Source organism: Rhizobium sp. P1_B8, assembly GCF_056406515.1.
The window spans coordinates 58,811-81,056 of sequence record NZ_JBFTZZ010000030.1; the positions used below are offsets into that span (position 1 = coordinate 58,811).

Consider the following 22,246-nt stretch of genomic DNA (forward strand, 5'->3'; position numbering starts at 1 on the left):
TTGCGGAAGGAGAATGAGCCGATGGGCTTTGCAATCATGAGCATGACGGACGGGGCTGCGGCCCGCGTCAAAGCGATCGTCGAGAATTCTGGGCCTGATGCCAAGGGCGTGCGCGTCGGCATCAAGAAGGGCGGCTGCGCCGGGATGGAATATACCATCGACCTGGTGACCGAGCCCAATGCCAAGGACGATCTGATCGAGCGCGATGGTGCCAAAGTCTGGGTCGAGCCGTCGGCAGCCCTCTATCTGCTCGGCACCGAAATGGGCTTTGAGACGACGACGTTGCGCTCCGGCTTCACCTTCACCAATCCGAACCAGACGTCGGCCTGCGGCTGCGGCGAATCCGTCGAGCTGAAGCCTGCCGATCTCGCGGCCCTTGCCGCACAGCGCCAGGGTGAGCCGGCGCATTCCTGATAGCCGCGACTTTCAGGCTGGCGGGAAATTCTCAGGCAGCCAATTCTCGATGAAATTCGGGCGTGCTCAGTCGCGCTTGATGCTCATCAGCATTTCCCACATGTCAGCGCCGGTCTCGAAGACCACGGCGTTCGCCTTGTAGCTCTGCTCGGCTTCGGTCAGATCGGTCAGTTCAGTGGCCGGATCGACATCGGATGCCGTCGGGTCGACGAGGGCCTGGACGCCGCCTGATACAACGGAGGTGAGGCTGGTGTTCAGCCTTGTATAGCCCGGGGTGCTGCTGTTTGCGATGTTGTTGGCAATGGCGCCGACACGTGTGGTCTGCGCCCGCATTCCCGAAAGAGCAATGCTCGTAATACCCGATATGCTCATCAGCCGTTTCCCCAGAACTGGATGGTAACCTTCTAGCTGCGAGGGTTTAGGAAATGCTGAAGGCTTTGCGTTAGCAAAAGCCTTAGGTCAGGGCCTTGTGCCGTCGCCTCTGTTCAGGATCGGCACGGGACTATATCCAGGATAGGCGGCAGTGGAGCGCCTTTGCGACGATTTTCAAGTTCGATATGGTCCATGGCTATTCTCCTTTGGCTGGAATGAACGGATTTCGGAATGGGGCGATCTGGTTGCGCGGCTGTCAGTTTTGCGTTCCTGTTCGCTGGCCTTGAAAGAATCGTCGAGCAGGTTTGAAATGCAGGACATTCAATGCTGGTGTAGCTGGGCCTATACTTCTGTCTAGGTTTCAACGGGCATGACGAGGTTGGGACAGGATCAACAAGATCATCCCCAATACCTATGTATAGTTTCGTCGCCTGCTATCGGGACGGTAAGGTCTGGGTGTCTCTCGGAAGTGACTTCCATGTGGAGACCGGCACCGCGAATGTGCCGATAGACATCGGCATGTCCCCTCCCGCGCCGAAGTCTCGTGGATCCGATGATCCGCCAGGACCGCTCCGCCCCCTCGGAGCGGTCCGATCTTTTTTAAGAGGATGTCCGCGCCATCTATCGCATGGCATCCCTTTGCATTGATAATAGGCGCTGACCCTCGGCGGATTTGTGGAGCAGGTGATGACCAAGAAGCGGCCGAAAGGCATCGAGAAATACACGGCCCCCGCCGGCGGCTGGGGTGCACTCAAAGCCGTTGCCGAAACCCTTGCGCGCCAGCAGGTCATTGCGCAGGGGGCTGCGACGCTGCTGAAAGCCAATCAGCCCGAGGGCTTCGATTGTCCGGGCTGCGCTTGGCCCGATCCCAAACATACGAGTTCGTTCGAGTTCTGTGAAAATGGCGCCAAGGCGATCACCTGGGAATCCACGGCGAAACGTGCCGGGCCCGACTTTTTCGCGGCGCATACGGTCGCCGAACTGTGGCAATGGAACGACCATCAGCTGGAAGACCAGGGCCGCCTGACACACCCGCTGGTCTATGATCACGCCAGCGACCGTTACCTGCCGATCGGCTGGGAGGAAGCCTTCACGCTGATCGGCGCGGAACTGCGCAAACTGCCCGATCCTGACATGGCTGAATTCTACACATCGGGACGCGCCTCGAACGAGGCTGCATTCCTGTTCCAGCTTTTCGTCAGGGCCTACGGCACCAACAATTTTCCCGACTGCTCGAACATGTGCCATGAGGCAACCAGCGTCGGCCTGCCACACTCGATCGGGGTCGGGAAGGGCACGGTGACCCTCGAAGATTTCGATCATGCCGATGCGATCTTCAGCTTCGGCCACAATCCTGGCACCAACCACCCGCGGATGATGACCACTCTGCATGATGCCGCGAGGCGCGGCGTCCCGATCGTGGTCTTCAATCCCCTGAAAGAACGCGCGCTCGAGAAATTTGCGCCACCGCAGAACCCGGTGGAAATGGCGACGATGTCTTCGACGCCGATCGCATCGGCTTATCATCAGCTGCGCACCGGCGGGGATCTCGCTGCCCTCAAGGGCCTGATGAAGCGGATATTCGAGCGCGACGATGCCGATATCGCGGCAGGCGGCAAAGGCTTTCTCGACCGGGAATTCATCGAAGCCCACACGATCGGACTGGAGGCTCTCAAGGCCGATATTGCAAAGACGGAGTGGACGTCGATCCTGAAGAGATCAGGACTGACGCTCGAAGCGCTCGACAGCGCCGTTGATGTCTATCTCAACGCCCGCAATGTCATCCTCTGCTATGGCATGGGCATCACCCAGCACAGCCACGGCACCGCCAATGTCCAGCAGCTTGCCAACTTCCTGATGTTGCGGGGAAATATCGGCCGCCGGGGTGCTGGTATCTGCCCGCTGCGGGGGCATTCGAACGTTCAAGGTGACCGGACCGTCGGGATCACCGAGATCCCCAACAAGGCGCTTCTCGATGGTATGGAGAAGGCCTTCAGTTTCCGCCCGCCCGAGGAGAAAGGCCATAATGCCATCGAGGCCATCGAGGCGATCATCGAAGGCCGGTCGAAGGCGCTTGTCTGTCTCGGCGGCAATCTCGCCGTCGCCATATCCGATCCGGAAGCGACGTTCGAAGGTATGCGCAAGCTCGACCTTGCGGTCCATCTCGCGACAAAACCCAATCGCTCGCATCTGCTGATCGCCCGAAACTCCATCATCCTTCCTGTCCTCGGTCGTACCGATCAAGACATTCAGAAGACGGGACCACAATCGGTGACCGTCGAGGATTCCATGTCGATGGTGCACGCCTCACGCGGCTTTCTGAAGCCGCCCGGCGACGAACTAAGGTCCGAACCGGCCATTATCGCCGGCATCGCCAAGGCAACGCTCGGCGCCAAATACGATATCGATTGGGACGGGATGGTCGCTGACTACAACCGCATTCGGGAAAAGATCGAGGTGGTCTTTCCCGATTTCCATGATTTCAACTCAAGGGTCAGGAAACCCGGCGGTTTCCGGCTCACGGTGGCCGCCTCCGATCGGCAATGGCGCACGCCCTCAGGAAAAGCGCAGTTCCTCATCGCGCCTGGACTGGAGGAAGATCCGCGCCTTGCAGACGCAGACACACTGGTTCTGACAACGCTGCGCAGTCACGACCAGTACAACACGACAATCTACAGCCTTGACGACCGCTATCGAGGTGTCTTCGGCCGCCGTGATGTGATCTTCATGAACAGCGGGGATCTCTCCGCACGCGGCCTCGCCGACGGCGACAAGGTCGATATCGAGTCGGTCGCTGAAACCGGCAGCAGGGCGGTCAAAGGCTTCACCGCAGTGGCCTACGACATCCCTGTTGGCTCCATCGCCGGATATTATCCCGAGATGAACAGGGTCATCGCGCTTAGTGATTACGACCGGAGATCGGGAACGCCTGCCTACAAGGGCGTGCCGGTCAAGGTGCAGAAGTCCGCGTGAGGTCAGGCAAGCGGACTGGCCTGGCGGGCTCGGCTACCGCGACGCCACCCAGTCGTGCCAGTCGCTTTCGTTGCCGTTGAACACGTTGAGATCGATCTTGCCGTCGACGCCATCGGAAAGGCCGGAGCCGGAATACTGCCAGAAGAGCCACTTGCGGCCCGGATAAACCTTGGAGGGATGAGCGGCGACCGAGCGCAGCCAGAAGGGATAGTCGAGCAGTTGCCCCTTCAAATTGTCGCGGTAGAAGTCCGGCGCCGTGTAGATGATCGGGCGTTGGCCGTAATAGCGCTCCAGCTTGTCCATGAAGACCTGCATCTTTTCCCGGACACGTGCAGGCGAGATGCGCCTCTTGCAGCTCGATTCGCCGTTCCATTCAACGTCGATGACGGGTGGAAGAGCGTTGGCTTCCCTCGGCACGTTGCGGATGAACCAGTCGGCCTGTTCGCCGGCTGTCCGGCACCAGTAGAAGAAGTGATAGGCGCCGTGTTTCAGGCCGGCTTCCTTGGCCCGGCGCCAGTTTTTCTTGAACATCGGATCGAGGTGATCGCCGCCGTCGGTGGCCTTGATGTAGACGAAGTTCGCGCCTTGCCGCCGCAAGGTCTCCCAGTCGATCTCGCCCTGCCAGCGCGACACGTCGACTCCGTGGACGGCTAGCTTTCTCGGCGAGGTGGAGCCGAAGTTGATCGGCTTGGCATCGCGGAACCGGTGGCCGTAAATTTGTCCGCGGGTCGGCGACCTCGTGCCGACATCGGGCATTGTATTGCCGGTGGGATTGGTCGGCATCAGCAGGGCGACCGGCTTTTCCGTCGGCATCGGCATGCCGACCGGCCTGTCTGCGGGCACGAGCGCCTGCGGCTCTGGAACCTCTCCTGTCCAGCTCAACGCTTGCTGCGGCGGGCTTGTCTGGGGCGCAGGATCGCCCACGGCGGCAGCCGGTATCGGGCCGCTCGGCTGGGTGATGGCGTTGGTCGTTTCCCGCGACGGTACAGGGGTGAGCACATCTTCGGCGCCAGAACTTGCGGCGCATCCCGACAGGATCAAGGCGGCGAGGAGGATTGCTGGCACAGCCGATGGACGCATAAGAACCTGCACGCAAAACAAGGGACCGACGATGATCCATGTTGATGGAAGCCGCCTTTATGAATTGCTAACAGAGACTTGCTAAGAAAGGTTAAATTTGATCCTTTGGCCCAAAAGGCACGCAGCCCTTCCCAACCTGTGGAAGGGGCTTTGCCTAACACTGCCACTTAGCCGCCTCGGCGTCGCTTTCCACCAGCGGGCAGCTGCAGATCAGGTTGCGGTCGCCTTAGACATTGTCGACGCGGTTGACCGGCGACCAGTATTTGTCGACGCGGAAGGCGTCGGGCGAGAAGCAGGCCTGTTCGCGGCTATGGGGGCGATCCCAATCGCCGACGAGGTTCTTCCAGCTTGTGCGCGGAGATCCTCCATGTCGATGTTGCCATTCTTGCGCAGCTCCATCTGAGACGGTCGTGCCGGATGGTACGACAGCCTCAGCGACTGGCTTTCATGCCCGCTATCAGAATATCGATGAGTTGCCTTGCCGCATCCCGCCAGGCGGGGCCACAACTGATGCTCGCGCCGCCCGCCAGGGCGCGCAGGATATCGAGCGGGTCCATCGCCAGACGGATTTCACCGGTGGCGACTGCGCGATCCACCAGCAGATTGACGGCACCTATGATCAAATCGRCAGAATCGGCATAGAGCTCGGAGGTGCCGCCGACCAAAGAATCCAGCACCTCGGACATGCCGTGTTTCGTCACGACATAATCCACGAACTGCACCAGCCACAGGCGAAGCGCTTCGACAGGCGGATGTGTATCGGCAAGACTTTTGGCGGCAGCGGCAAGCTGCGTCGTCTCGTTGCGGTAGATGGCGGAAACCAGTGCATCGCGCGTCGGGAAATGGCGATAGAGCGTGCCGATGCCGACGCCCGCGATGCGGGCGATCTCCTCCAGGCTGGCGCTGGAACCCTTGTCGGCAAAGACGGTCTTTGCCGCTTCCATCAGCAGAAGACGATTGCGTTCGGCATCCGCACGCGGCTTTCGGACGGTGGGTCCGTCACTTTTTTCAGCCATTTCCGAGAAGTCCCCTTGATAACCGGAGGTACCCTCCATATTTATCTGGAGGCATCCTCCTTTTATTTCATTTGAGGCCGGCGGGCAATGGTCCACCAGCCCGGAGCGGTGCGTCCATAATCAAGGAGATAATCATGAGTGGACTTTTTGGCGCGACATCAACCACCGATGAGGTGCTCGCCGGCGTCGATCTCAAGGGCAAGCGAGTTCTGGTGACGGGTGTTTCGGCCGGCCTCGGCGTGGAAACCGCGCGCGTGCTGGCAGCCCATGGAGCGCAGGTGGTGGGTACGGCACGTGACCTTGCAAAGGCGAGGGCGGCAACGGAAGTCGTGCGCGCCGGTGCGGCCAATGGCGGCAGCCTGGATATCGTCGAGCTTGATCTTGCCTCTCTGGCAAGCGTGCGCGCCTGCGCCGATGCGCTCATTGGGGATGGCCGGCCCTTCGATGTCGTCATTGCCAATGCCGGCGTGATGGCGGCTCCTTTCGGCCGCACCGCCGATGGCTTCGAAATGCAGTTCGGCACCAACCATCTCGGTCATTTCGTGCTGGTCAACCGCATCGCGCCGCTGGTCAAATCGGGCGGCCGAGTGGTGATCGTCGCATCCTCGGCCCATCGCATGGCGCTCTTTAGCCTCGACGACCTCAATTTCGAGAGCAAGACCTATGAGCCCTGGGCGGCCTATGCCCAGTCGAAAACCGCAAATATCCTGTTCGCAGTGGAACTCGACCGGCGCCTCAAGGAGCGCGGCATCCGTGCAACGGCACTGCATCCCGGCGGCATCCAGACCGAACTCGACCGTCATCTCGACCCTAATATGATTGAAGGCATGATAACGCAGATCAACACAGCACTCGCCGCCGAGGGCAAGCCGTCCTTTCGGTGGAAGACGATTCCTCAGGGTGCGGCTACCTCCGTCTTGGCAGGTTTCGTCGCCCCGGCAGACGCGGTCGGCGGCAAATATTGCGAGAATTGCCACATCTCCGAAGTGACGGATGCGGAGATCAGCCCGATTTCCGAAGGCGTGCGCACCTACGCGCTCGATCCCGAGACGGCCAGGGCATTGTGGGCCAAAAGCGAGGGTATGGTCGGCGAGCGCTTCTAGGCCGTAAACCGGCACGCTTCGACTCTCATAGAGAGCAGGGGAACTGGGAAACTGGTGCCCCTGCCGAGGAGTTGAACCTGGATCGGCGGCTAACCAGACAGCTGCTCTGACGTTGAGCTACGCAGGGCGTAGCATGTTATGCCAGAGATGACGTTCGCAGGCGAACGGAGCTTCGAGAGACAGTTAGAGGCTAAGGTTAACCGCGCATCTCTATCAGAATTAGAAAAGCCCCTCCCATGATGGAAGGGGCTCGGATTGTTCGGCCCTTCGCTACAGCATCGGCCTTGACCGCTATTCCGCTGCCTCTGCGTAACTTTCCACCGGCGGGCAGGTGCAGATCAAGTTGCGGTCGCCATAGACATTGTCGACGCGGTTGACCGGTGACCAGTATTTGTCGACGCGGAAGGCGCCGGGCGGGAAGCAGGCCTGTTCCCGGCTATAGGGACGATCCCATTCGCCGACGAGGTCTTCCACCGTGTGCGGGGCGTTCTTCAGCGGGTTGTTCACCTTGTCCATGCGGCCATCCTCGATGGCGCGGGCTTCCTCGCGGATCGCCAGCATCGCCTCGCAGAAGCGGTCGAGTTCGGCCTTGGTCTCGCTTTCCGTCGGCTCGATCATCAGCGTGCCGGCGACCGGCCAGCTCATGGTCGGCGCGTGGAAGCCGCAGTCGATCAGGCGCTTGGCGACGTCGTCGACCGTAACGCCCGAGCTGTCGACCAGCGGACGGGTGTCGATGATGCATTCATGCGCGACGCGGCCGGCAGCCGACTTGTAGAGCACGTCATAGGCGCCCTTCAGCCGGGTGGCGATATAGTTGGCGTTGAGGATCGCCACCTTGGTCGCCTGCGTCAGGCCTTCGCCGCCCATCATCAGGCAATAGCTCCAGGAGATCGGCAGGATCGAGGCGGAGCCGAAGGCAGCGGCCGAGACCGCACCCGAACGGCCGTCGGTTTCGGGATGGCCAGGCAGGTAGGGAGCCAGATGCGCCTTGACACCGATCGGGCCCATGCCGGGTCCGCCGCCGCCATGCGGGATGCAGAAGGTCTTGTGCAGATTGAGATGCGAAACGTCGGAGCCGATGTCACCGGGGCGGGACAGGCCGACCATGGCATTCATGTTGGCGCCGTCGAGATAGACCTGGCCGCCGTGCTCGTGCACCAGATCGCAGATCTCCTTGACGGTCTCCTCGAAGACGCCGTGTGTCGAGGGATAGGTGATCATGCAGCACGAAAGGTTTGCCGCATGCTGCTCAGCCTTGGCGCGGAAATCGTCAAGATCGATATCGCCATTCTCGCGCACCTTGACGACGACGACCTTCATGCCGACCATCTGGGCCGAGGCCGGGTTGGTGCCATGCGCAGAGGTCGGGATCAGGCAGACGTCGCGATGGCCGTGGCCATTGGCGATATGATAGTTGCGGATCGTCAGCAGGCCGGCATATTCGCCCTGCGCGCCGGAATTCGGCTGCATGGAGAAGGCGTCGTAGCCGGTGACGGCGCAGAGCTTTTCAATCAGGTCGTCGATCATCTCGCGGTAGCCGAGCGCCTGGTCGGCCGGCACGAAGGGATGGATGTCGGAAAATTCCGGCCAGGTGATCGGCAGCATTTCCGCCGTCGCATTGAGCTTCATCGTGCAGGAGCCGAGCGGGATCATCGAGCGGTCGAGCGCCAGATCCCGATCGGAGAGCCGGCGGATGTAACGCGTCATCTCGCTTTCGGCACGGTTCATGTGGAAGATCGGATGGGTGAGGTAATCGCTGGTTCTGAGCAGGCCCTTCGGCAGGCGGTAGGAGGGCTCGAAATCGGCGATCGTGAAATTGCCGCCGAAGGCGCGCCAAACGGCTTCGAGCGTCGCCGGCCGGGTGCGTTCGTCAAGGCTCATGCCGATCCCGGTTTCGCCGACCTTGCGCAGATTGACGCCTTCGGCGACGGCGGCGCGCAGGATGAGGCCCTGCATGTGGCCGACATCGACGGTGATCGTGTCGAAGAAGGTGTCGGGTTCGACCTTATAACCGAGCTTTTCCAGGCCCTTGGCCATCAGCACGGCTTTCTGGTGCACCTGCTGGGCGATCGCCTTGATGCCCTTCGGGCCGTGGAAGACGGCGTACATCGAGGCCATGACGGCAAGCAATACCTGGGCGGTGCAGATGTTCGACGTCGCCTTCTCGCGGCGGATATGCTGTTCGCGGGTCTGCAGCGACAGGCGATAGGCGCGGTTGCCGCGGGCATCGACGGAGACGCCGACGAGGCGGCCGGGCATGGAACGCTTGATGGCATCCTTGACTGACATGTAGGCTGCATGCGGGCCGCCGTAACCAACCGGGACACCGAAGCGCTGCGAGGAGCCGACGGCGATATCGGCACCCATTTCGCCGGGCGATTTCAACAGCGTCAGCGCCAGGATATCGGCGGCGACGATTGATATGGCGCCCGCCTGGTGCAGGCGCGAGATCAGGCCGGTAAAATCATGCACGTGACCGTGCGTGCCGGGATACTGGAAGATCGCGCCGAAGACATCGACAGGATCGAGATCGGTGAAGGGATTGCCGACGATGACGCTCCAGCCGAGCGGCTCGGCGCGGGTGCGGATGAGGGCGATGGTCTGCGGATGGCAGTCGGCATCGACGAAGAAGGCCTTTGCCTTCGACTTGGCGACACGTTCGGCGATCGCCATGCCTTCGGCGGCGGCGGTTGCCTCGTCGAGCAGCGAGGCGTTGGCGACGTCGAGGCCGGTGAGGTCGCAGATCATCGTCTGGTAGTTCAGGAGTGCTTCCAGGCGGCCCTGGCTGATCTCCGGCTGGTAAGGCGTATAGGCGGTGTACCAGGCCGGGTTTTCCAGGATGTTGCGCTGGATGACCGGCGGTGTGATCGTGCCGTAATAACCCTGGCCGATCAGCGAGACCAGCACCTTGTTCTTGTTGGCGGTCTCGCGCAGCTTGTCGAGCGCCTCGCGCTCGGTCATCGGCGCGCCCCAGACGAGCGGCGCCTTCTGGCGGATCGAGGGCGGCAGCGTCGCGTCGATCAGGCCGTCGAGGCTGTTATAGCCGATCACCTTCAGCATGTCGGTCATCTCGGCCGGCGAGGGGCCGATATGACGGCGATTGGCGAAATCGTAGGGCTGATAGTCGGTGAACTGGAATTCTGTCGGCGTCGTCATTACGCAGTGAGCTCCTTGTAGGCCGCCTCGTCGAGCAGACCATCGGCGTCGGCAGCATTTGCAAGCTTCAGCTTGAAGAACCAGCCAGCGCCCTGAGGATCGGAATTGACCAGCGACGGATCTGCAACGATGGCCGGATTGACCTCGGTAATCTCGCCGTCAAGCGGACAATAGACGTCGGAAGCAGCCTTGACCGATTCAACGGTCGCGGCATTGCCGTTCTTGGAGAAGGTTGCGCCGACTTCCGGGAGTTCGACGAAAACCAGGTCGCCGAGCTGATCGACGGCATAAGTGGTGATGCCGACCGTCGCAACGCCGCCTTCGATCTTCAGCCATTCGTGTTCTTCGGTAAATTTCAGCATTGTTCGTCCTCTCTGGAAAAGGTTTAGCGTTTGTAGGTCGGTGTGACGAAGGGCAGGGCGCTGACGGTGGTCGGCAGATATTTGCCGCGCACCTCGGCATAGACCAGTGTGCCTGCCGCAGCATGGGAGACCGGCACGTAGCCCATGGCGACGGGGCCTTCGACGCTGGGGCCGAAGCCGCCGGAGGTGACCTCGCCGATTTCGACCTTGCCTTCGGCATCGGCATAGAGCTTGGCATGGCCGCGCACCGGCGCCTTGCCTTCCGGCTTCAGGCCGACGCGGCGGCGCGCGGCGCCGTTTTCGAGTTCGGACAGGATGCGGCCAGAGCCCGGGAATCCGCCGGCGCGCGCGCCGTTGCCGCGCCTTGCCTTCTGCATGGCCCACTCCAGCGCCGCCTCGACCGGTGAGGTGGTCGTGTCGATATCATTGCCGTAGAGGCAGAGGCCGGCTTCGAGGCGCAGCGAATCGCGGGCGCCGAGGCCGATCGCCTGAACGTCCGGATGTTCGAGCAACCGCATGGTGACATCCTCGGCCTTGTCGACGGGGATCGAAATCTCGAAGCCGTCCTCGCCGCTATAGCCGGAGCGTGAGACCAGACAGGAAACATCGTGCAGGCGGCAATGGCGCACGTCCATGAATTTCATCGCCGCGACGTCGGCCCAGAGCTCGGCAAGAACTTCGACCGCGCGCGGTCCCTGTAGCGCGATCAAAGCGCGATTGAGGAGCGTGATGTCGCACTGGTCGCCGATATGGGCCTGCAGATGAGCGAGATCGGCCTCCTTGCAGGAAGCGTTGACGACGATGAAAAGGTGATCGTCGAGATGAGTGATCATCAGATCGTCGAGAATGCAGCCGGTATCATCGGTGAAGAAGCCATAACGCTGGCGGCCTTCGGCAAGGCCGAGGATATCGACCGGCACCAGGCTTTCGAGCGCCAGCGCCGCATCCTCGTAGCTGCCAGATTTCGCCTTCACGATGACCTGGCCCATGTGGGAGACATCGAAGAGGCCGGCTTCGGCGCGGGTATGAAGATGCTCCTTCATGACGCCTGCGGGGTATTGCACCGGCATGTCGTAACCCGCGAACGGCACCATGCGGGCGCCGAGCGAAAGATGCAGGGCATGCAGCGGGGTTTTCTTCAGGGCAGCAGTATCGTCCAAAAGACGCCTCCGGGGTTTGCGCCTTCTCACGAAGGCGCAGGCTCAAATCTGAAGGCGCGGCTGCGCACTTCTCTCCTGAGCCCCCTCTGTCCCTTTGCCTGAGATTGTTATCCCTTCGGCGAGCGTTTCGAGAACGCTTCTCTCCAGAGTTCCGTCTGCCCCTTGCTGGTCCTTTTGCCTGAGAGTTTCCGGGGCGGTTGCTCCTTCGGCACCGGTGGCGAAAGCACCGGCTTCTCCCAACAAGGTTGGCGCAATTATCCGGCGGGTGTAGCGCTTGGCAAGGCCAAATGTCGTGACCGGACAATTTTTTGTCGCCATATCCATACCAAGCCCTGATCTGCGGCAAATCTGCTTTTGCATTCCGTGGGGAAACCGGCTATCGCGACATGCTGTTGAAGGGGATCTCATGCGGCAGACCGAACTGAAAGCGACGCTCTTACTGCGCATGCTTTGCGCATTGAGCCTGCTTTTGCTTGGCCTCGCCCATCAGGCACCTCAGGCTGTCGCCTCCGAAGGCTACGATGCAGCGGCCTATGTGCTGCCTGACGGTACCTTCGCCTCGCTCTGCGTCACCGTGAACGACACCGACGGCAAGACCGTCGCCTTCAAGCCGAATTGCGAAGCCTGCCGGCTGTCGGCCTCCGTCATTCTGCCGGCGCCGGATGCGGGCTCCTGGCTCGAGCGCAAGCTCGCCGCGCTGATCAACGCGCCGATCGAAACCTCAGCCGTTGCCAGCGTAAGCGCCGTCAGCCGGCCGAATTCCCGCGCACCTCCCGTCCTCGCCTGATCTGCTTCCGCAACCCATGATGCAGCATGCCGGTCCGCCCGAGAGAGGTCCGTGGCCGGCGAGGAGATATCCGATGAAAACTATCAAGACATTTGGCAGGACATTCGGGCTTGCCGCCGTTCTTTCCGCGACCGCCTTTGCCAGCGCCGAGGCGCACGTGACCTTCCTCGACAGAGAGGCGAAGCAGGACAGCACCATTCTTGCCACGCTGCAGGTGCCGCACGGCTGCGACGGCAAGGCGACCACGGAAGTGCGGGTCAAGCTGCCGGAAGGCTTCGTCTTCGCCAAGCCGCAGCCGAAGGCAGGCTGGGAGCTCGAGGTGATTAAAGGCGACTACCAGAAGACTTACGACAATCACGGCGACAAGGTGAAGACGGGCGCGATCGAAGTGCGCTGGAAGAACGGCAATCTCTCCGACGATTTCTACGATACTTTCGTCATCCAGGGTAAAGTGTCAGGAGTCGAGGCCGGCACCTCGCTCGCCTTTCCGGTGACGCAGATGTGCGGCGATACGGTCACGGCCTGGGATCAGGTGGCAAAGGAAGGTGGCGACGCGCATGGACTGAAAAGCCCGGCGCCGCTGTTGAAGGTCGTCGCCGGCGAAGACCATGGTCACGACCATGACGATATGGCAGGCATGGACATGTCCGGCATGGCCGCTGCCGCACCGGCTGGCGAAACGGTCAAGGCCGGCGATCTCGAAATTTCCGGCGGCTTCGCCAAGGCAATGCTGCCCGGCCAGCCGGTCGGCGGCGGCTTTTTCACGGTGAAAAACAACGGCAAGACGGACGATCGCTTGCTGTCCGTGACGTCGCCTGTATCAGGCGAAGTTCAGATCCACGAGATGGAGACCAAGGACAACGTCATGCGGATGCGCCAGCTGAAGGACGGCATCGCCATCGCCGCTGGCGAGACGGTCAAGCTTGAGCCCGGCAACCTGCACCTGATGTTCCAGAAGGTGAAGACGCCGTTCAAGCAGGGAGACACGGTGCCGGTGACGCTGACCTTCGAAAGGGCCGGCAAGGTCGATCTGGTCCTGCAGGTGCTCTCCGCTCAAGGCAAGTGAGAGCAGCGATTCAAAGTGCTACAGCGTCCTTTGCGCGTCTGGAAAGACGCGCGGCGCTGTAGTTAAAAAAAGCCCGCGACAGCAATCGCAGTCGCGGGCTTTCGTTTGGAAGGCGATCGCCTCAGAAGTCTTCGTAGGATCGCAGCGCCTGTTTCAGGCCGGACTGCGGCTGGCGGTTGCCCTTCGCCATCAAGTCGAGCGCAACTTCGGTCGACTGGATGATGCTGGAGGGCTCGTCTATTTCCTCAGTGCCTTCGGCCTTCAACTGCCGGTCGGCAACCCGCCGTGCGTCGCGCGCCGCAGTGCTCGTCGCGACACGCTGCGGGATTCGGAGCGACTCGAAAGCAACAGCGGCGGTGTTGGCCGATATGGACAGGAGCTGGGTCATGCCAGTCACCGTATCGGCATGATCTTGGCGCCATCATAAGAAAATCATTGGCATTTTACAAAATGGTAAGAATTCATATGAGCTCGATTGGAATCACTTTCGCAACGCGGTAAATCCGGCTCATGATCCAGGCTCTCCTTGTCGCCTTCGGCGGCGCTATCGGTTCCGTTCTCAGATATTACGTCGGTCAGTGGACGCTACGTCTCATGGGGCCGGCCTTTCCCTGGGGAACGCTTGCCGTCAATGTTGTCGGCTGCTTCGTCATTGGCGTCTTCGCCGAGCTGATCGCGCGGAAGTTTAACGCCTCGACGGAACTGCGCCTTTTGCTGATCACCGGCTTCCTCGGTGGCTTCACCACTTTTTCGGCCTTCTCGCTGGATGCCATCTCGCTATTCGAACGCGGCGAGGCTGTTGCCGGCGGCATTTATATCGCTGCGAGCGTCGGACTATCGATGGCGGCCGTCATCGCAGGCCTTGCTGTCATGCGCGCTTTGGCCTGATCTCTTTTCCGGTTTCCGTTTTGCGTGAAAATGCTCTAAAGGCTGCGGCAAGAACGCCGGCTTGGCCCGCGCAGCAATTTCCGAAAGATTTTTTATGGCTGGCATTGAACATATCAAGGTTGAACCCGACGAAGCCGGCATGCGGCTCGATCGCTGGTTCAAGGTACACTTTCCGGGGCTCGGTTTCGGCCCGCTGCAGAAGCTGCTGCGCTCCGGCCAGGTGCGCGTCGACGGCGGACGTGTCAAATCGGATGCGCGCGTGCAGCCCGGCCAGACGGTGCGCGTGCCGCCGCTGGATGTCGATGCCAAGCTGAAGTCAGGACCGATCGCCGGCAAGGATCTCAAGCATTCGACGGATTTCGAACTGCTGTCGCGCATGGTGCTGCATGAGGACGAAAAGGTGATCGTGCTCAACAAGCCACCCGGTCTTGCCGTGCAGGGCGGCTCCGGCGTCGCCAGGCATATCGACCAGATGCTCGAAGCCTGGACCAGCCCGAAGGGCGAGAAGCCGCGGCTCGTCCACCGTCTCGACCGCGATACTTCTGGTGTTCTCGTCATCGCCCGCACCCGCGGTGCCGCGCAGAAGCTGACGGCGGCCTTCCGCGAGCGCGATACCAAGAAGACCTACTGGGCGCTGGTCAAGGGCGTGCCACGCAAACACGAGGACAAGATCTCGACCTGGCTCGTCAAGGAGCCGACGGCTGACGGCGACCGCATGCGTATCGCCAAGCACGGCGAGGATGGAGCAGATCACGCCGTTTCCTTCTATCGTGTGCTCGAAACCGCCGCCCAGAACCTCGCCTGGCTGGAGATGGAACCCTATACCGGCCGTACCCATCAGCTGCGTGTGCACGCGCTGCATATCGGCCATCCGATCATCGGCGATCCGAAATATTTCGACGACGATCCGAATTGGGATTTTCCAGGCGGCGTCCAGAAGAAGCTGCATCTGCACGCACGTCACATCGACATCCCGCACCCCTCCGGCGGGCGCCTGCGCATCAGTGCGCCGCTGCCGTCGCATATGGTGCAGACCTGGAATCTTCTCGGCCTCGATCTCGCCAGTGCCGAAAGGGACGCCGAATGAAACTGGCGCTTTTCGATTGCGATGGCACACTGGTCGATAGCGCCGGTCTGATCCACGAAACTATGCGCAGGACCTTCGATAAGTTCGGCAGGCCGGAACCGCGCTTTGAAGACACCAAGGCCATTATCGGCCTGTCCCTCGATATTGCGATTGCCCGCATGCAGGGCAGGCAGCATGTGGAGCAGGAAGACATCGACATGACGGCGCATTACAAATCGCTGTTCTCGATCGTGCGGCAGGACCTCGATTACAGGGAGCCGCTGTTTCCCGGCATCCGCGAGATGATCGACGCGATCAGCGGGCGCGATGACCTGCTGATCGGCGCGGTGACGGGCAAATCCCGCCGCGGGCTCAAGCTCGTGATGGAGACACATGGTTTCGACGCGCATTTCATCGTCGCACGCACCGCCGACGATTGCCCCTCCAAGCCGCATCCAGCCATGGTGACGGAATGCTGCGATGAAACCGGCATGAATGCTGCCGACACCATTGTCATCGGCGATGCGGTTTACGATATGCAGATGGCAAAGGCTGCCGGCGCCAAGGCGATCGGTGTTGCCTGGGGCTATGCCAGCGTGGATGAGCTGATCGCCAACGGCGCTGATGCGATCGCCTACCATCCGAACGAGATATTGCGTCATTTTTCTTGAGGTGAGCCCATGCGCGATCTGCTGAACGACCTTTCCGAAGGCCTGAGCCATCCCGATCCCATCCGCCGCGCGCAGATTCAGATGAAGAAGCCGCTGCCCAAGCGCTTCTATACCGACGTCTCCATTGCCGAACACGAGGGCGGTTTTGCGATCACGCTCGACGGCAAGATGGTGCGCACGCCGGCACGGCAGGTTCTGGCCGTTCCGACCGAGGCGCTCGCGCAGCTTGTCGCTGCCGAATGGCAGGCGCAGGGCGAGGAGATCAATCCCGTGAGCATGCCGGTAACGCGGCTCGTCAACACCGCACTCGACGGCGTTGCCGCCAACGCGCAGGCGATCTTCGAGGATATCCTGCGCTTTTCCTCCAGCGACCTCATCTGCTACCGAGCGGGGGAGCCGGAACTTCTGGTCGAACGCCAGGCCGAGCACTGGGATCCCGTGATCGACTGGGCGGCGAATGATCTCGGCGCCCGGTTCATCCTCGTCGAAGGGGTGATGCCTCAGGAGCAGCCGCGCGAGGCGACTGCCGCCTTCGCTGTCACGCTCGCGAGATATGATAGCCCGATGGCACTTGCCGCGCTCCACACGGTCACCACGCTGACCGGCTCGGCGATCCTGGCGCTCGCCTTCGCCGAGGGCCGGGTAACGACTGAGGAGGCCTGGTCGCTTGCCCATCTCGACGAGGATTGGACGATCGAGCATTGGGGCAGCGACGAGGAAGCCGAGGAGCGGCGGGCCAAGCGCTTTGCCGAGTTCAAAGCCGCAGCGGATGTTTTTTTCGCCCTAAGCGCCTGAAACATATTGCCTTCCAATGCATTATGACGAAGTCTGCGACTCCAACGGGGTGGTGCGGGATTTTGCAATGAATTGGCTGAGGTCGTGTTTTTGCCGGGCCGCACTTGTCTGTATCGCGCTTACGGCCTGCGTCGGCCTCTCGGCCACCAAGCCGGAGGCACCGGTCTATGATGTGCGCAGCGCCGTCGTTCTCTCCGGTCCGAACATGCCGGCCGAGCTGCTTTCCGGCGTCAACGACCGCGTCAACGCAGCGATCAACGCCACCGTGCGCGACACTGTGCTGCCGCGGGTGGTGCTGACAATCCGCGTGGTTTCCATCCAAAAAGGCCTCGGCTTCCAGAAGGACCGCAACGTCGCCAAGATCAGCATCGACGCGGCCTCGGTCGAGGACGGCTCGGTCATCGCCGTCAGCGCCTTCGACGTGACCAGCATTGCTGCCGATCCCAAGCTTGCCGACGAGATCCTGGCCGAGGACGTCGCGGCAAGGATACGCTCGGTTTTCTCACTCAGCGGGCGCGGGCGCTAAATAGTTAGAACATGATGTTGTCCGAAAACCGCGCTCACTTTTCGGCATCATGCTCTAGCGCATAATCCAACCGCCGGATTGCCGCCCGCGGCGGCGAGGGAGATCGCATGAAGGAAATTCTCGAGGAACTGGAACGGCGCCGCGGCATTGCCCGCCTTGGCGGCGGCGAAGCACGCATCGACGCCCAACACAAACGCGGCAAGCTGACGGCGCGCGAGCGTATCGACCTCTTCCTCGATGAGGGCTCCTTCGAGGAATTCGACATGTTTGTCGAACATCGCTCCACCGATTTCGGCATGGATAAGAGCCGGATTGCCGGCGACGGCGTCGTCACCGGCTGGGGCACGGTCAATGGCCGCACGGTGTTCGTCTTCGCCAAGGACTTCACCGTCTTCGGCGGCTCGCTATCGGAAGCGCATGCCGAGAAGATCATGAAGGTGCAGGACATGGCGCTGAAGAACCGCGCGCCGATTGTCGGTATCTATGATGCGGGCGGCGCCCGTATCCAGGAGGGCGTGGCGGCTCTCGGCGGTTATGCCGAGGTATTCCAGCGCAATGTGCTCGCCTCCGGCGTCATTCCGCAGATCTCGGTGATCATGGGTCCCTGCGCCGGCGGCGACGTTTATTCGCCTGCGATGACAGATTTCATTTTCATGGTGCGTGATACCTCCTACATGTTCGTCACCGGTCCCGATGTGGTGAAAACCGTGACCAACGAGACGGTGACGGCCGAAGAACTCGGCGGCGCCGTGGTGCATACGGTGCGCTCGTCGATTGCCGATGGCGCCTATGACAATGATGTCGAAACGCTCTTGCAGGTACGCCGGCTGATCGATTTCCTGCCGCTTTCAAATACCGCGCCGCTGCCCGAGATCGAATGTTACCAGTCGGTGACAGAGATCGACACCTCGCTTGACACGCTGGTGCCGGCGAGTTCCAACAAGCCTTACGACATCAAGGAACTGATCCGGAAGGTGGCGGACGAGGGGGATTTCTTCGAGATCCAGGCAAGTTTTGCCGGAAATATCGTCTGCGGCTTCGGCCGCGTCGAAGGCTCCACCGTCGGTTTCGTCGCCAACCAGCCGATGGTGCTGGCCGGCGTGCTCGACAGTGACGCATCGCGCAAGGCGGCCCGTTTCGTGCGCTTCTGCGACTGCTTCAACATTCCGATCGTCACCTTCGTCGACGTGCCGGGTTTCCTGCCGGGTACGGCGCAGGAATATGGCGGCCTCATCAAACACGGCGCCAAGCTGCTCTTCGCCTATGCCGAGGCGACGGTGCCGAAGCTCACCGTCATCACTCGCAAGGCTTTCGGCGGCGCCTATGACGTGATGGCGTCGAAGCATCTGCGCGGTGATCTCAACTATGCCTGGCCGACGGCGCAGATCGCCGTGATGGGCGCCAAGGGCGCCGTCGAGATCATCTTCCGCAAGGATATCGCCGATCCCGAAAAGATCGCCGCCCATACGAAAATGTATGAGGACCGGTTCCTCTCGCCCTTCGTTGCCGCCGAGCGTGGTTATGTCGACGAGGTGATCATGCCGCATTCCACCCGGCGGCGGCTGGCGCGCGGGCTGAAGATGCTGCGCAACAAGGATCTCGCCAATCCCTGGAAGAAACACGACAACATCCCGCTTTGACGTTTTCCGCCGAACAAAGCTGCGCGATCGGGTGTTTACCCGCTGTCGAAAAAGTGAACGGCCGTCAGCGATCCGTGTGTTCAATCCTTGCGAGGGACAGGCTAACGCTCGGCTCTTATTGTTTTAATGGAGAGGTTTAATGTCAACTTTCGAGCGTCTTTCTGCCTATCGCCCCTATGGGCTGGCCGCTCTCAGAATCATCACCGCGCTGCTGTTCATCGAACACGGCACGATGAAGCTTTTCGCTTTCCCGGCTGCGCAGATGGCCGGCCCGCTGCCGCCGCTGATGCTTTTCGCCGCCCTTCTTGAGCTTATCGGCGGTATCCTCATTCTCGTCGGCCTGCTGACGCGCCCTGTCGCCTTCCTCCTCGCCGGTGAAATGGCCGTCGCCTATTTCATGGCGCATGCTCCGAACAGCTTCTTCCCGGCCGTCAACCAGGGTGACGCCGCGATCCTGTTCTGCTTCGTCTTCCTTTACCTGTTCTTCTCCGGTCCCGGCGCTTTCGCCGTCGATAACCGCAAGACAGCCTGAACGATAGACTGAGGGGCGTCGCGACGCCCCTCAGTCTGACATCAGGCGGTAAGCTTGAGACCGGCGATGCCGGCGACGATCAAAGTGATGCAGGCAAGACGGGAGACACTTGCCTCATCGCCGAGCAGCCAGATGCCGAGAAATACGGTGCCGACCGTGCCGATGCCGGTCCAGACCGCATAGGCGGTGCCGATCGGCAGGTGCTTCACCGCCAGGCCGAGCAGCACGATGCTCACCACCATGGATATGACGGTCAGCGCCGTCGGCAGCGGCCGCGTGAAACCATCGGTATATTTAAGGCCGATTGCCCAGCCACATTCAAAAAGACCGGCGAGAAAAAGCAGAAACCAGGCCATGCGACTCTCCTTGTTCAAGAGCGAGGCCGTCCCCGCGACAGTTGCATCCTGGAGGATGCCGCAGTCGTCTGCGATAACGCCTATATGCGTGAGGCGGCGGCGGTGTTCAAGGTCGGAATCGGCACGGCTGCCATGCCACCCGTTTCTTGCGGGCTTGGGAGCCGGATCAGGATTGCCCGCCAGCCTCGGCGGAAAGGCTCTTGGCGCGGCGGCAGAGGCGATCGAAGGTTTCGAGGAAGCGTGAACGGTCTTTCGGGCTGAAGGCGGCGTTGTAGCCCTTGCTCTCGCCGGTTTCACGCAAGTGCGCGCCGAGATCGCGCATGGCGCTCGCCATGCCGATATTGGTCTCGTCGAAGACGCGCCCTGTGGGTCCGCTGACGAAGGCGCTAGCGGCGACACAGCGTACGGCAAGCGGCACATCGGCGGTGACGACAACATCGCCCGCACCGGCTCGTTCGGCGATCCAGTTGTCGGCGGCGTCAAAGGCGTTGGAGACGATGACGTTGTGGATCATCGGATCGCGCGAGGGGCGCAGGCCGGAATTGGCCACGAAGGTGACTTCGAGGCCGAGACGTTCGGCCACCTTCAGGATTTCCGGCTTCACCGGGCAGGCATCGGCGTCGACATAGATCAAAGGCTGTTTACCTCATTCAATGCCGACGCCTGATACGCGCGGATTACTCGCGAGTCCAGATTTCGCTCGCAACCTTTTCCGAGCCGCCATAGGTCCAGACACCCTGCCAGCTGCCGTCCGGCTGCTCGAAATACATGGCGATGCCGAAATTCTCCTTGGAGACGTAGCCGACGGAGATCGCCGTATCCTCGTCGCTTGCCGGACCCATTTCGAAACGATCGCCGCTGAATTTTGCGCCGAGGCCGGTGCCGATCGACTCGTTCTTGCCGATCATCCAGTCGACGATATAGGTCTCGCCGTTGCGAAGCACCTTGACGGTGCCCTGATATTTGCTGCCGTCCTCGCTGGTGCCAGCGACCTTGTAGGAACCTGTGGGGTCCGCAAATGCAATGGCGGGCAGTAACACAAATGCACAGGCCGAAATAATAGTCCGAAAAATCATAGGGCCCCCCTTTTGGCGAAGCACGATTGCCAAGCACCGAAGCGGTAACATGAAAGGGCTTCACACTTGGTGAAGCCCTCTGCAGATCAGGCCCGTTATTTTTGGGGTATCGAGCGGTTTTACTTCAAGCCCGCAGTCTTTGTGTCATGCATTAGTACACCACGACGCCGCGGATGCTTTTGCCTGAATGCATCAGCTCGAAGCCCTTGTTGATGTCTTCGAGCGGCATGGTGTGGGTGATCATCGGATCGATCTGGATCTTGCCCTGCATGTACCATTCGACGATCTTCGGCACGTCGGTGCGGCCGCGCGCGCCGCCGAAAGCCGTGCCCATCCAGTTGCGGCCGGTGACCAGTTGGAACGGACGGGTGGAGATTTCCTGGCCGGCGCCGGCCACGCCGATGATAACCGACTTGCCCCAGCCGCGATGGCTGGCTTCCAGTGCCTGGCGCATCACCTTGGTGTTGCCGGTGCAGTCGAAGGTGTAGTCGGCGCCACCGATCAGGTCGCCGTTGCGTTTGGTCAGGTTGACGAGGTAAGGCACGATGTCGTCACCGACCTCCTTCGGATTGACGAAATGGGTCATGCCGAATTTCTCGCCCCATGCCTTGCGGTCAGGGTTGATATCGACGCCGATGATCATGTCGGCACCGGCAAGACGCAGGCCCTGAAGCACGTTGAGACCGATGCCGCCGAGACCGAAGACGATCGCCGTGGCGCCGATCTCCACCTTGGCGGTATTGATGACCGCRCCGATGCCGGTSGTSACGCCGCAGCCGATGTAGCAGATCTTGTCGAASGGCGCGTCGGGATTGACCTTGGCAAGGGCGATCTCCGGCAGCACGGTGAAGTTCGAAAAAGTCGAGCACCCCATATAGTGGTGGATCTTGTCCTTGCCGATCGAAAAGCGGCTCGTTCCRTCCGGCATCAGCCCCTGGCCCTGGGTAGCGCGGATCGAGGTGCAGAGATTGGTCTTGCGGGAAAGGCAGGAATAGCACTCGCGGCATTCCGGGGTGTAGAGCGGAATGACATGGTCGCCCTTCTTGACCGAGGTGACGCCGGAGCCGACATCGACGACGATGCCGGCACCCTCATGGCCGAGAATGGCCGGAAACAGGCCTTCAGGATCGGCGCCCGACAGGGTGAAATCGTCGGTGTGGCAGATGCCCGTCGCCTTGACCTCGACCAGCACTTCGCCGGCCCGCGG

23 protein-coding genes, 1 pseudogene and 1 riboswitch are annotated in these 22,246 nt (G+C 61.3%); of the genes and pseudogenes, 12 read left to right on the forward strand and 12 right to left on the reverse strand.

Going from position 1 to position 22,246, the window contains the following annotated elements; translation table 11 throughout:
• The first annotated feature begins 21 nt into the window (after positions 1-21).
• Complete coding sequence (gene sufA / locus AC1D2N_RS28580) at positions 22-414, forward strand: Fe-S cluster assembly scaffold SufA (RefSeq protein ID WP_018072227.1); 393 nt, start codon at positions 22-24, stop codon at positions 412-414.
• A 66-nt stretch (positions 415-480) separates the two neighbouring features.
• On the opposite strand, the gene AC1D2N_RS28585 is transcribed toward sufA, so the two are convergent.
• A complete protein-coding gene (locus tag AC1D2N_RS28585) occupies positions 481-786 on the reverse strand; it encodes a flagellar basal body rod protein FlgC (RefSeq protein ID WP_028733774.1) in 306 nt (101 codons plus the stop codon).
• A gap of 687 nt (positions 787-1,473) precedes the next feature.
• Here AC1D2N_RS28585 and AC1D2N_RS28590 point away from each other — a divergent pair.
• The gene (locus tag AC1D2N_RS28590; protein WP_130652467.1) at positions 1,474-3,759 is read left to right on the forward strand and encodes an FdhF/YdeP family oxidoreductase; all 2,286 of its coding nucleotides are present in this window, start codon (positions 1,474-1,476) and stop codon (positions 3,757-3,759) included.
• Positions 3,760-3,792: 33 nt separating this feature from the next.
• Here the strand turns inward: AC1D2N_RS28590 and AC1D2N_RS28595 are convergent, their stop codons facing one another.
• From AC1D2N_RS28595 to AC1D2N_RS28605, 3 genes and pseudogenes are all read right to left on the reverse strand, one after another.
• On the reverse strand, positions 3,793-4,839 hold the full coding sequence (locus AC1D2N_RS28595; protein WP_130652466.1) for a glycoside hydrolase family 25 protein: 1,047 nt from the start codon (positions 4,837-4,839) through the stop codon (positions 3,793-3,795).
• A 154-nt stretch (positions 4,840-4,993) separates the two neighbouring features.
• Positions 4,994-5,182, reverse strand: a pseudogene (locus AC1D2N_RS28600) (hypothetical protein); the annotation flags it as partial.
• Positions 5,183-5,270: 88 nt separating this feature from the next.
• Complete coding sequence (locus tag AC1D2N_RS28605; RefSeq protein ID WP_477982449.1) at positions 5,271-5,894, reverse strand: TetR/AcrR family transcriptional regulator; 624 nt, start codon at positions 5,892-5,894, stop codon at positions 5,271-5,273.
• Positions 5,895-5,989: 95 nt separating this feature from the next.
• On the opposite strand from AC1D2N_RS28605, the gene AC1D2N_RS28610 reads away from it, so the two are divergent.
• Complete coding sequence (locus AC1D2N_RS28610) at positions 5,990-6,958, forward strand: SDR family NAD(P)-dependent oxidoreductase (RefSeq protein ID WP_130652464.1); 969 nt, start codon at positions 5,990-5,992, stop codon at positions 6,956-6,958.
• A gap of 291 nt (positions 6,959-7,249) precedes the next feature.
• On the opposite strand, the gene gcvP is transcribed toward AC1D2N_RS28610, so the two are convergent.
• Genes gcvP through gcvT form a run of 3 tightly spaced genes read right to left on the reverse strand, consistent with a single transcriptional unit; the run spans position 7,250 to position 11,636 of the window.
• Positions 7,250-10,114, reverse strand: a complete 2,865-nt coding sequence (gene gcvP, locus AC1D2N_RS28615; protein ID WP_130652463.1) for an aminomethyl-transferring glycine dehydrogenase — start codon at positions 10,112-10,114, stop codon at positions 7,250-7,252.
• Positions 10,114-10,476 (reverse strand): glycine cleavage system protein GcvH, encoded by a 363-nt coding sequence (gene gcvH, locus AC1D2N_RS28620; RefSeq protein WP_017994172.1) that lies wholly within the window; start codon positions 10,474-10,476, stop codon positions 10,114-10,116. The genes gcvP and gcvH overlap by 1 nt, the downstream gene beginning before the upstream one ends.
• 23 nt (positions 10,477-10,499) lie before the next feature.
• Positions 10,500-11,636 (reverse strand): glycine cleavage system aminomethyltransferase GcvT, encoded by a 1,137-nt coding sequence (gene gcvT, locus AC1D2N_RS28625; protein ID WP_018445233.1) that lies wholly within the window; start codon positions 11,634-11,636, stop codon positions 10,500-10,502.
• A gap of 156 nt (positions 11,637-11,792) precedes the next feature.
• Positions 11,793-11,885: riboswitch (glycine riboswitch) on the reverse strand.
• A 157-nt stretch (positions 11,886-12,042) separates the two neighbouring features.
• On the opposite strand from gcvT, the gene AC1D2N_RS28630 reads away from it, so the two are divergent.
• Together AC1D2N_RS28630 and AC1D2N_RS28635 are read left to right on the forward strand one after the other, a co-directional pair.
• Entirely contained in the window at positions 12,043-12,423 is a 381-nt protein-coding gene (locus tag AC1D2N_RS28630; protein WP_130652462.1) for a hypothetical protein, read from the forward strand.
• A gap of 73 nt (positions 12,424-12,496) precedes the next feature.
• Positions 12,497-13,489, forward strand: a complete 993-nt coding sequence (locus AC1D2N_RS28635) for a DUF1775 domain-containing protein (protein ID WP_130652461.1) — start codon at positions 12,497-12,499, stop codon at positions 13,487-13,489.
• Positions 13,490-13,610: 121 nt separating this feature from the next.
• Here AC1D2N_RS28635 and AC1D2N_RS28640 read toward each other — a convergent pair whose 3' ends face one another.
• A complete protein-coding gene (locus tag AC1D2N_RS28640) occupies positions 13,611-13,877 on the reverse strand; it encodes a hypothetical protein (RefSeq protein ID WP_018242153.1) in 267 nt (88 codons plus the stop codon).
• A gap of 122 nt (positions 13,878-13,999) precedes the next feature.
• On the opposite strand from AC1D2N_RS28640, the gene crcB reads away from it, so the two are divergent.
• From crcB to AC1D2N_RS28675, 7 genes are all read left to right on the forward strand, one after another.
• Entirely contained in the window at positions 14,000-14,377 is a 378-nt protein-coding gene (gene crcB, locus AC1D2N_RS28645) for a fluoride efflux transporter CrcB (RefSeq protein WP_018242152.1), read from the forward strand.
• A gap of 94 nt (positions 14,378-14,471) precedes the next feature.
• A complete protein-coding gene (locus tag AC1D2N_RS28650) occupies positions 14,472-15,464 on the forward strand; it encodes an RluA family pseudouridine synthase (RefSeq protein ID WP_018242151.1) in 993 nt (330 codons plus the stop codon).
• Positions 15,461-16,114 carry an HAD-IA family hydrolase gene (locus AC1D2N_RS28655; protein WP_018242150.1) on the forward strand — a complete coding sequence of 218 codons (654 nt, stop codon included), beginning with the start codon at positions 15,461-15,463 and terminating at the stop codon, positions 16,112-16,114. The genes AC1D2N_RS28650 and AC1D2N_RS28655 overlap by 4 nt, the downstream gene beginning before the upstream one ends.
• 9 nt (positions 16,115-16,123) lie before the next feature.
• Positions 16,124-16,909 carry an ATP12 family chaperone protein gene (locus AC1D2N_RS28660; protein ID WP_018242149.1) on the forward strand — a complete coding sequence of 262 codons (786 nt, stop codon included), beginning with the start codon at positions 16,124-16,126 and terminating at the stop codon, positions 16,907-16,909.
• Positions 16,910-16,976: 67 nt separating this feature from the next.
• Positions 16,977-17,435: a calponin homology domain-containing protein gene (locus tag AC1D2N_RS28665; protein ID WP_028733762.1), complete on the forward strand. Its 459-nt coding sequence runs from the start codon at positions 16,977-16,979 to the stop codon at positions 17,433-17,435.
• Between the two features lie 107 nt (positions 17,436-17,542).
• The gene (locus AC1D2N_RS28670) at positions 17,543-19,075 is read left to right on the forward strand and encodes an acyl-CoA carboxylase subunit beta (RefSeq protein ID WP_018445240.1); all 1,533 of its coding nucleotides are present in this window, start codon (positions 17,543-17,545) and stop codon (positions 19,073-19,075) included.
• Positions 19,076-19,214: 139 nt separating this feature from the next.
• A complete protein-coding gene (locus tag AC1D2N_RS28675) occupies positions 19,215-19,607 on the forward strand; it encodes a DoxX family protein (protein WP_018242146.1) in 393 nt (130 codons plus the stop codon).
• Between the two features lie 41 nt (positions 19,608-19,648).
• Here the strand turns inward: AC1D2N_RS28675 and sugE are convergent, their stop codons facing one another.
• The 4 genes from sugE to AC1D2N_RS28695 all read right to left on the reverse strand — a co-directional run.
• A complete protein-coding gene (sugE, locus tag AC1D2N_RS28680) occupies positions 19,649-19,963 on the reverse strand; it encodes a quaternary ammonium compound efflux SMR transporter SugE (RefSeq protein ID WP_018072208.1) in 315 nt (104 codons plus the stop codon).
• 166 nt (positions 19,964-20,129) lie between these two features.
• Positions 20,130-20,597: a YaiI/YqxD family protein gene (locus AC1D2N_RS28685; protein WP_018242145.1), complete on the reverse strand. Its 468-nt coding sequence runs from the start codon at positions 20,595-20,597 to the stop codon at positions 20,130-20,132.
• Between the two features lie 43 nt (positions 20,598-20,640).
• Positions 20,641-21,039: a hypothetical protein gene (locus AC1D2N_RS28690; RefSeq protein ID WP_018242144.1), complete on the reverse strand. Its 399-nt coding sequence runs from the start codon at positions 21,037-21,039 to the stop codon at positions 20,641-20,643.
• Positions 21,040-21,190: 151 nt separating this feature from the next.
• A partial coding sequence (locus tag AC1D2N_RS28695; protein WP_477982454.1) for an S-(hydroxymethyl)glutathione dehydrogenase/class III alcohol dehydrogenase occupies positions 21,191-22,246 on the reverse strand: 1,056 nt, incomplete at its 5' end.

What these genes read in the sequence shown, in the direction of transcription:
- AC1D2N_RS28655 (WP_018242150.1), top strand. Translation starts at nt 15,461, where the DNA reads ATGAAACTGGCGCTTTTCGATTGCGATGGCACACTGGTCGATAGCGCC.
- gcvH (WP_017994172.1), bottom strand. Translation starts at nt 10,476, where the DNA reads ATGCTGAAATTTACCGAAGAACACGAATGGCTGAAGATCGAAGGCGGC.
- AC1D2N_RS28610 (WP_130652464.1), top strand. Translation starts at nt 5,990, where the DNA reads ATGAGTGGACTTTTTGGCGCGACATCAACCACCGATGAGGTGCTCGCC.
- sugE (WP_018072208.1), bottom strand. Translation starts at nt 19,963, where the DNA reads ATGGCCTGGTTTCTGCTTTTTCTCGCCGGTCTTTTTGAATGTGGCTGG.
- crcB (WP_018242152.1), top strand. Translation starts at nt 14,000, where the DNA reads ATGATCCAGGCTCTCCTTGTCGCCTTCGGCGGCGCTATCGGTTCCGTT.
- AC1D2N_RS28675 (WP_018242146.1), top strand. Translation starts at nt 19,215, where the DNA reads ATGTCAACTTTCGAGCGTCTTTCTGCCTATCGCCCCTATGGGCTGGCC.
- AC1D2N_RS28650 (WP_018242151.1), top strand. Translation starts at nt 14,472, where the DNA reads ATGGCTGGCATTGAACATATCAAGGTTGAACCCGACGAAGCCGGCATG.
- gcvP (WP_130652463.1), bottom strand. Translation starts at nt 10,114, where the DNA reads ATGACGACGCCGACAGAATTCCAGTTCACCGACTATCAGCCCTACGAT.
- AC1D2N_RS28640 (WP_018242153.1), bottom strand. Translation starts at nt 13,877, where the DNA reads ATGACCCAGCTCCTGTCCATATCGGCCAACACCGCCGCTGTTGCTTTC.
- AC1D2N_RS28665 (WP_028733762.1), top strand. Translation starts at nt 16,977, where the DNA reads ATGAATTGGCTGAGGTCGTGTTTTTGCCGGGCCGCACTTGTCTGTATC.
- AC1D2N_RS28595 (WP_130652466.1), bottom strand. Translation starts at nt 4,839, where the DNA reads ATGCGTCCATCGGCTGTGCCAGCAATCCTCCTCGCCGCCTTGATCCTG.
- AC1D2N_RS28635 (WP_130652461.1), top strand. Translation starts at nt 12,497, where the DNA reads ATGAAAACTATCAAGACATTTGGCAGGACATTCGGGCTTGCCGCCGTT.
- AC1D2N_RS28690 (WP_018242144.1), bottom strand. Translation starts at nt 21,039, where the DNA reads ATGATTTTTCGGACTATTATTTCGGCCTGTGCATTTGTGTTACTGCCC.
- AC1D2N_RS28660 (WP_018242149.1), top strand. Translation starts at nt 16,124, where the DNA reads ATGCGCGATCTGCTGAACGACCTTTCCGAAGGCCTGAGCCATCCCGAT.
- AC1D2N_RS28585 (WP_028733774.1), bottom strand. Translation starts at nt 786, where the DNA reads ATGAGCATATCGGGTATTACGAGCATTGCTCTTTCGGGAATGCGGGCG.
- AC1D2N_RS28590 (WP_130652467.1), top strand. Translation starts at nt 1,474, where the DNA reads ATGACCAAGAAGCGGCCGAAAGGCATCGAGAAATACACGGCCCCCGCC.
- AC1D2N_RS28670 (WP_018445240.1), top strand. Translation starts at nt 17,543, where the DNA reads ATGAAGGAAATTCTCGAGGAACTGGAACGGCGCCGCGGCATTGCCCGC.
- sufA (WP_018072227.1), top strand. Translation starts at nt 22, where the DNA reads ATGGGCTTTGCAATCATGAGCATGACGGACGGGGCTGCGGCCCGCGTC.
- AC1D2N_RS28630 (WP_130652462.1), top strand. Translation starts at nt 12,043, where the DNA reads ATGCGGCAGACCGAACTGAAAGCGACGCTCTTACTGCGCATGCTTTGC.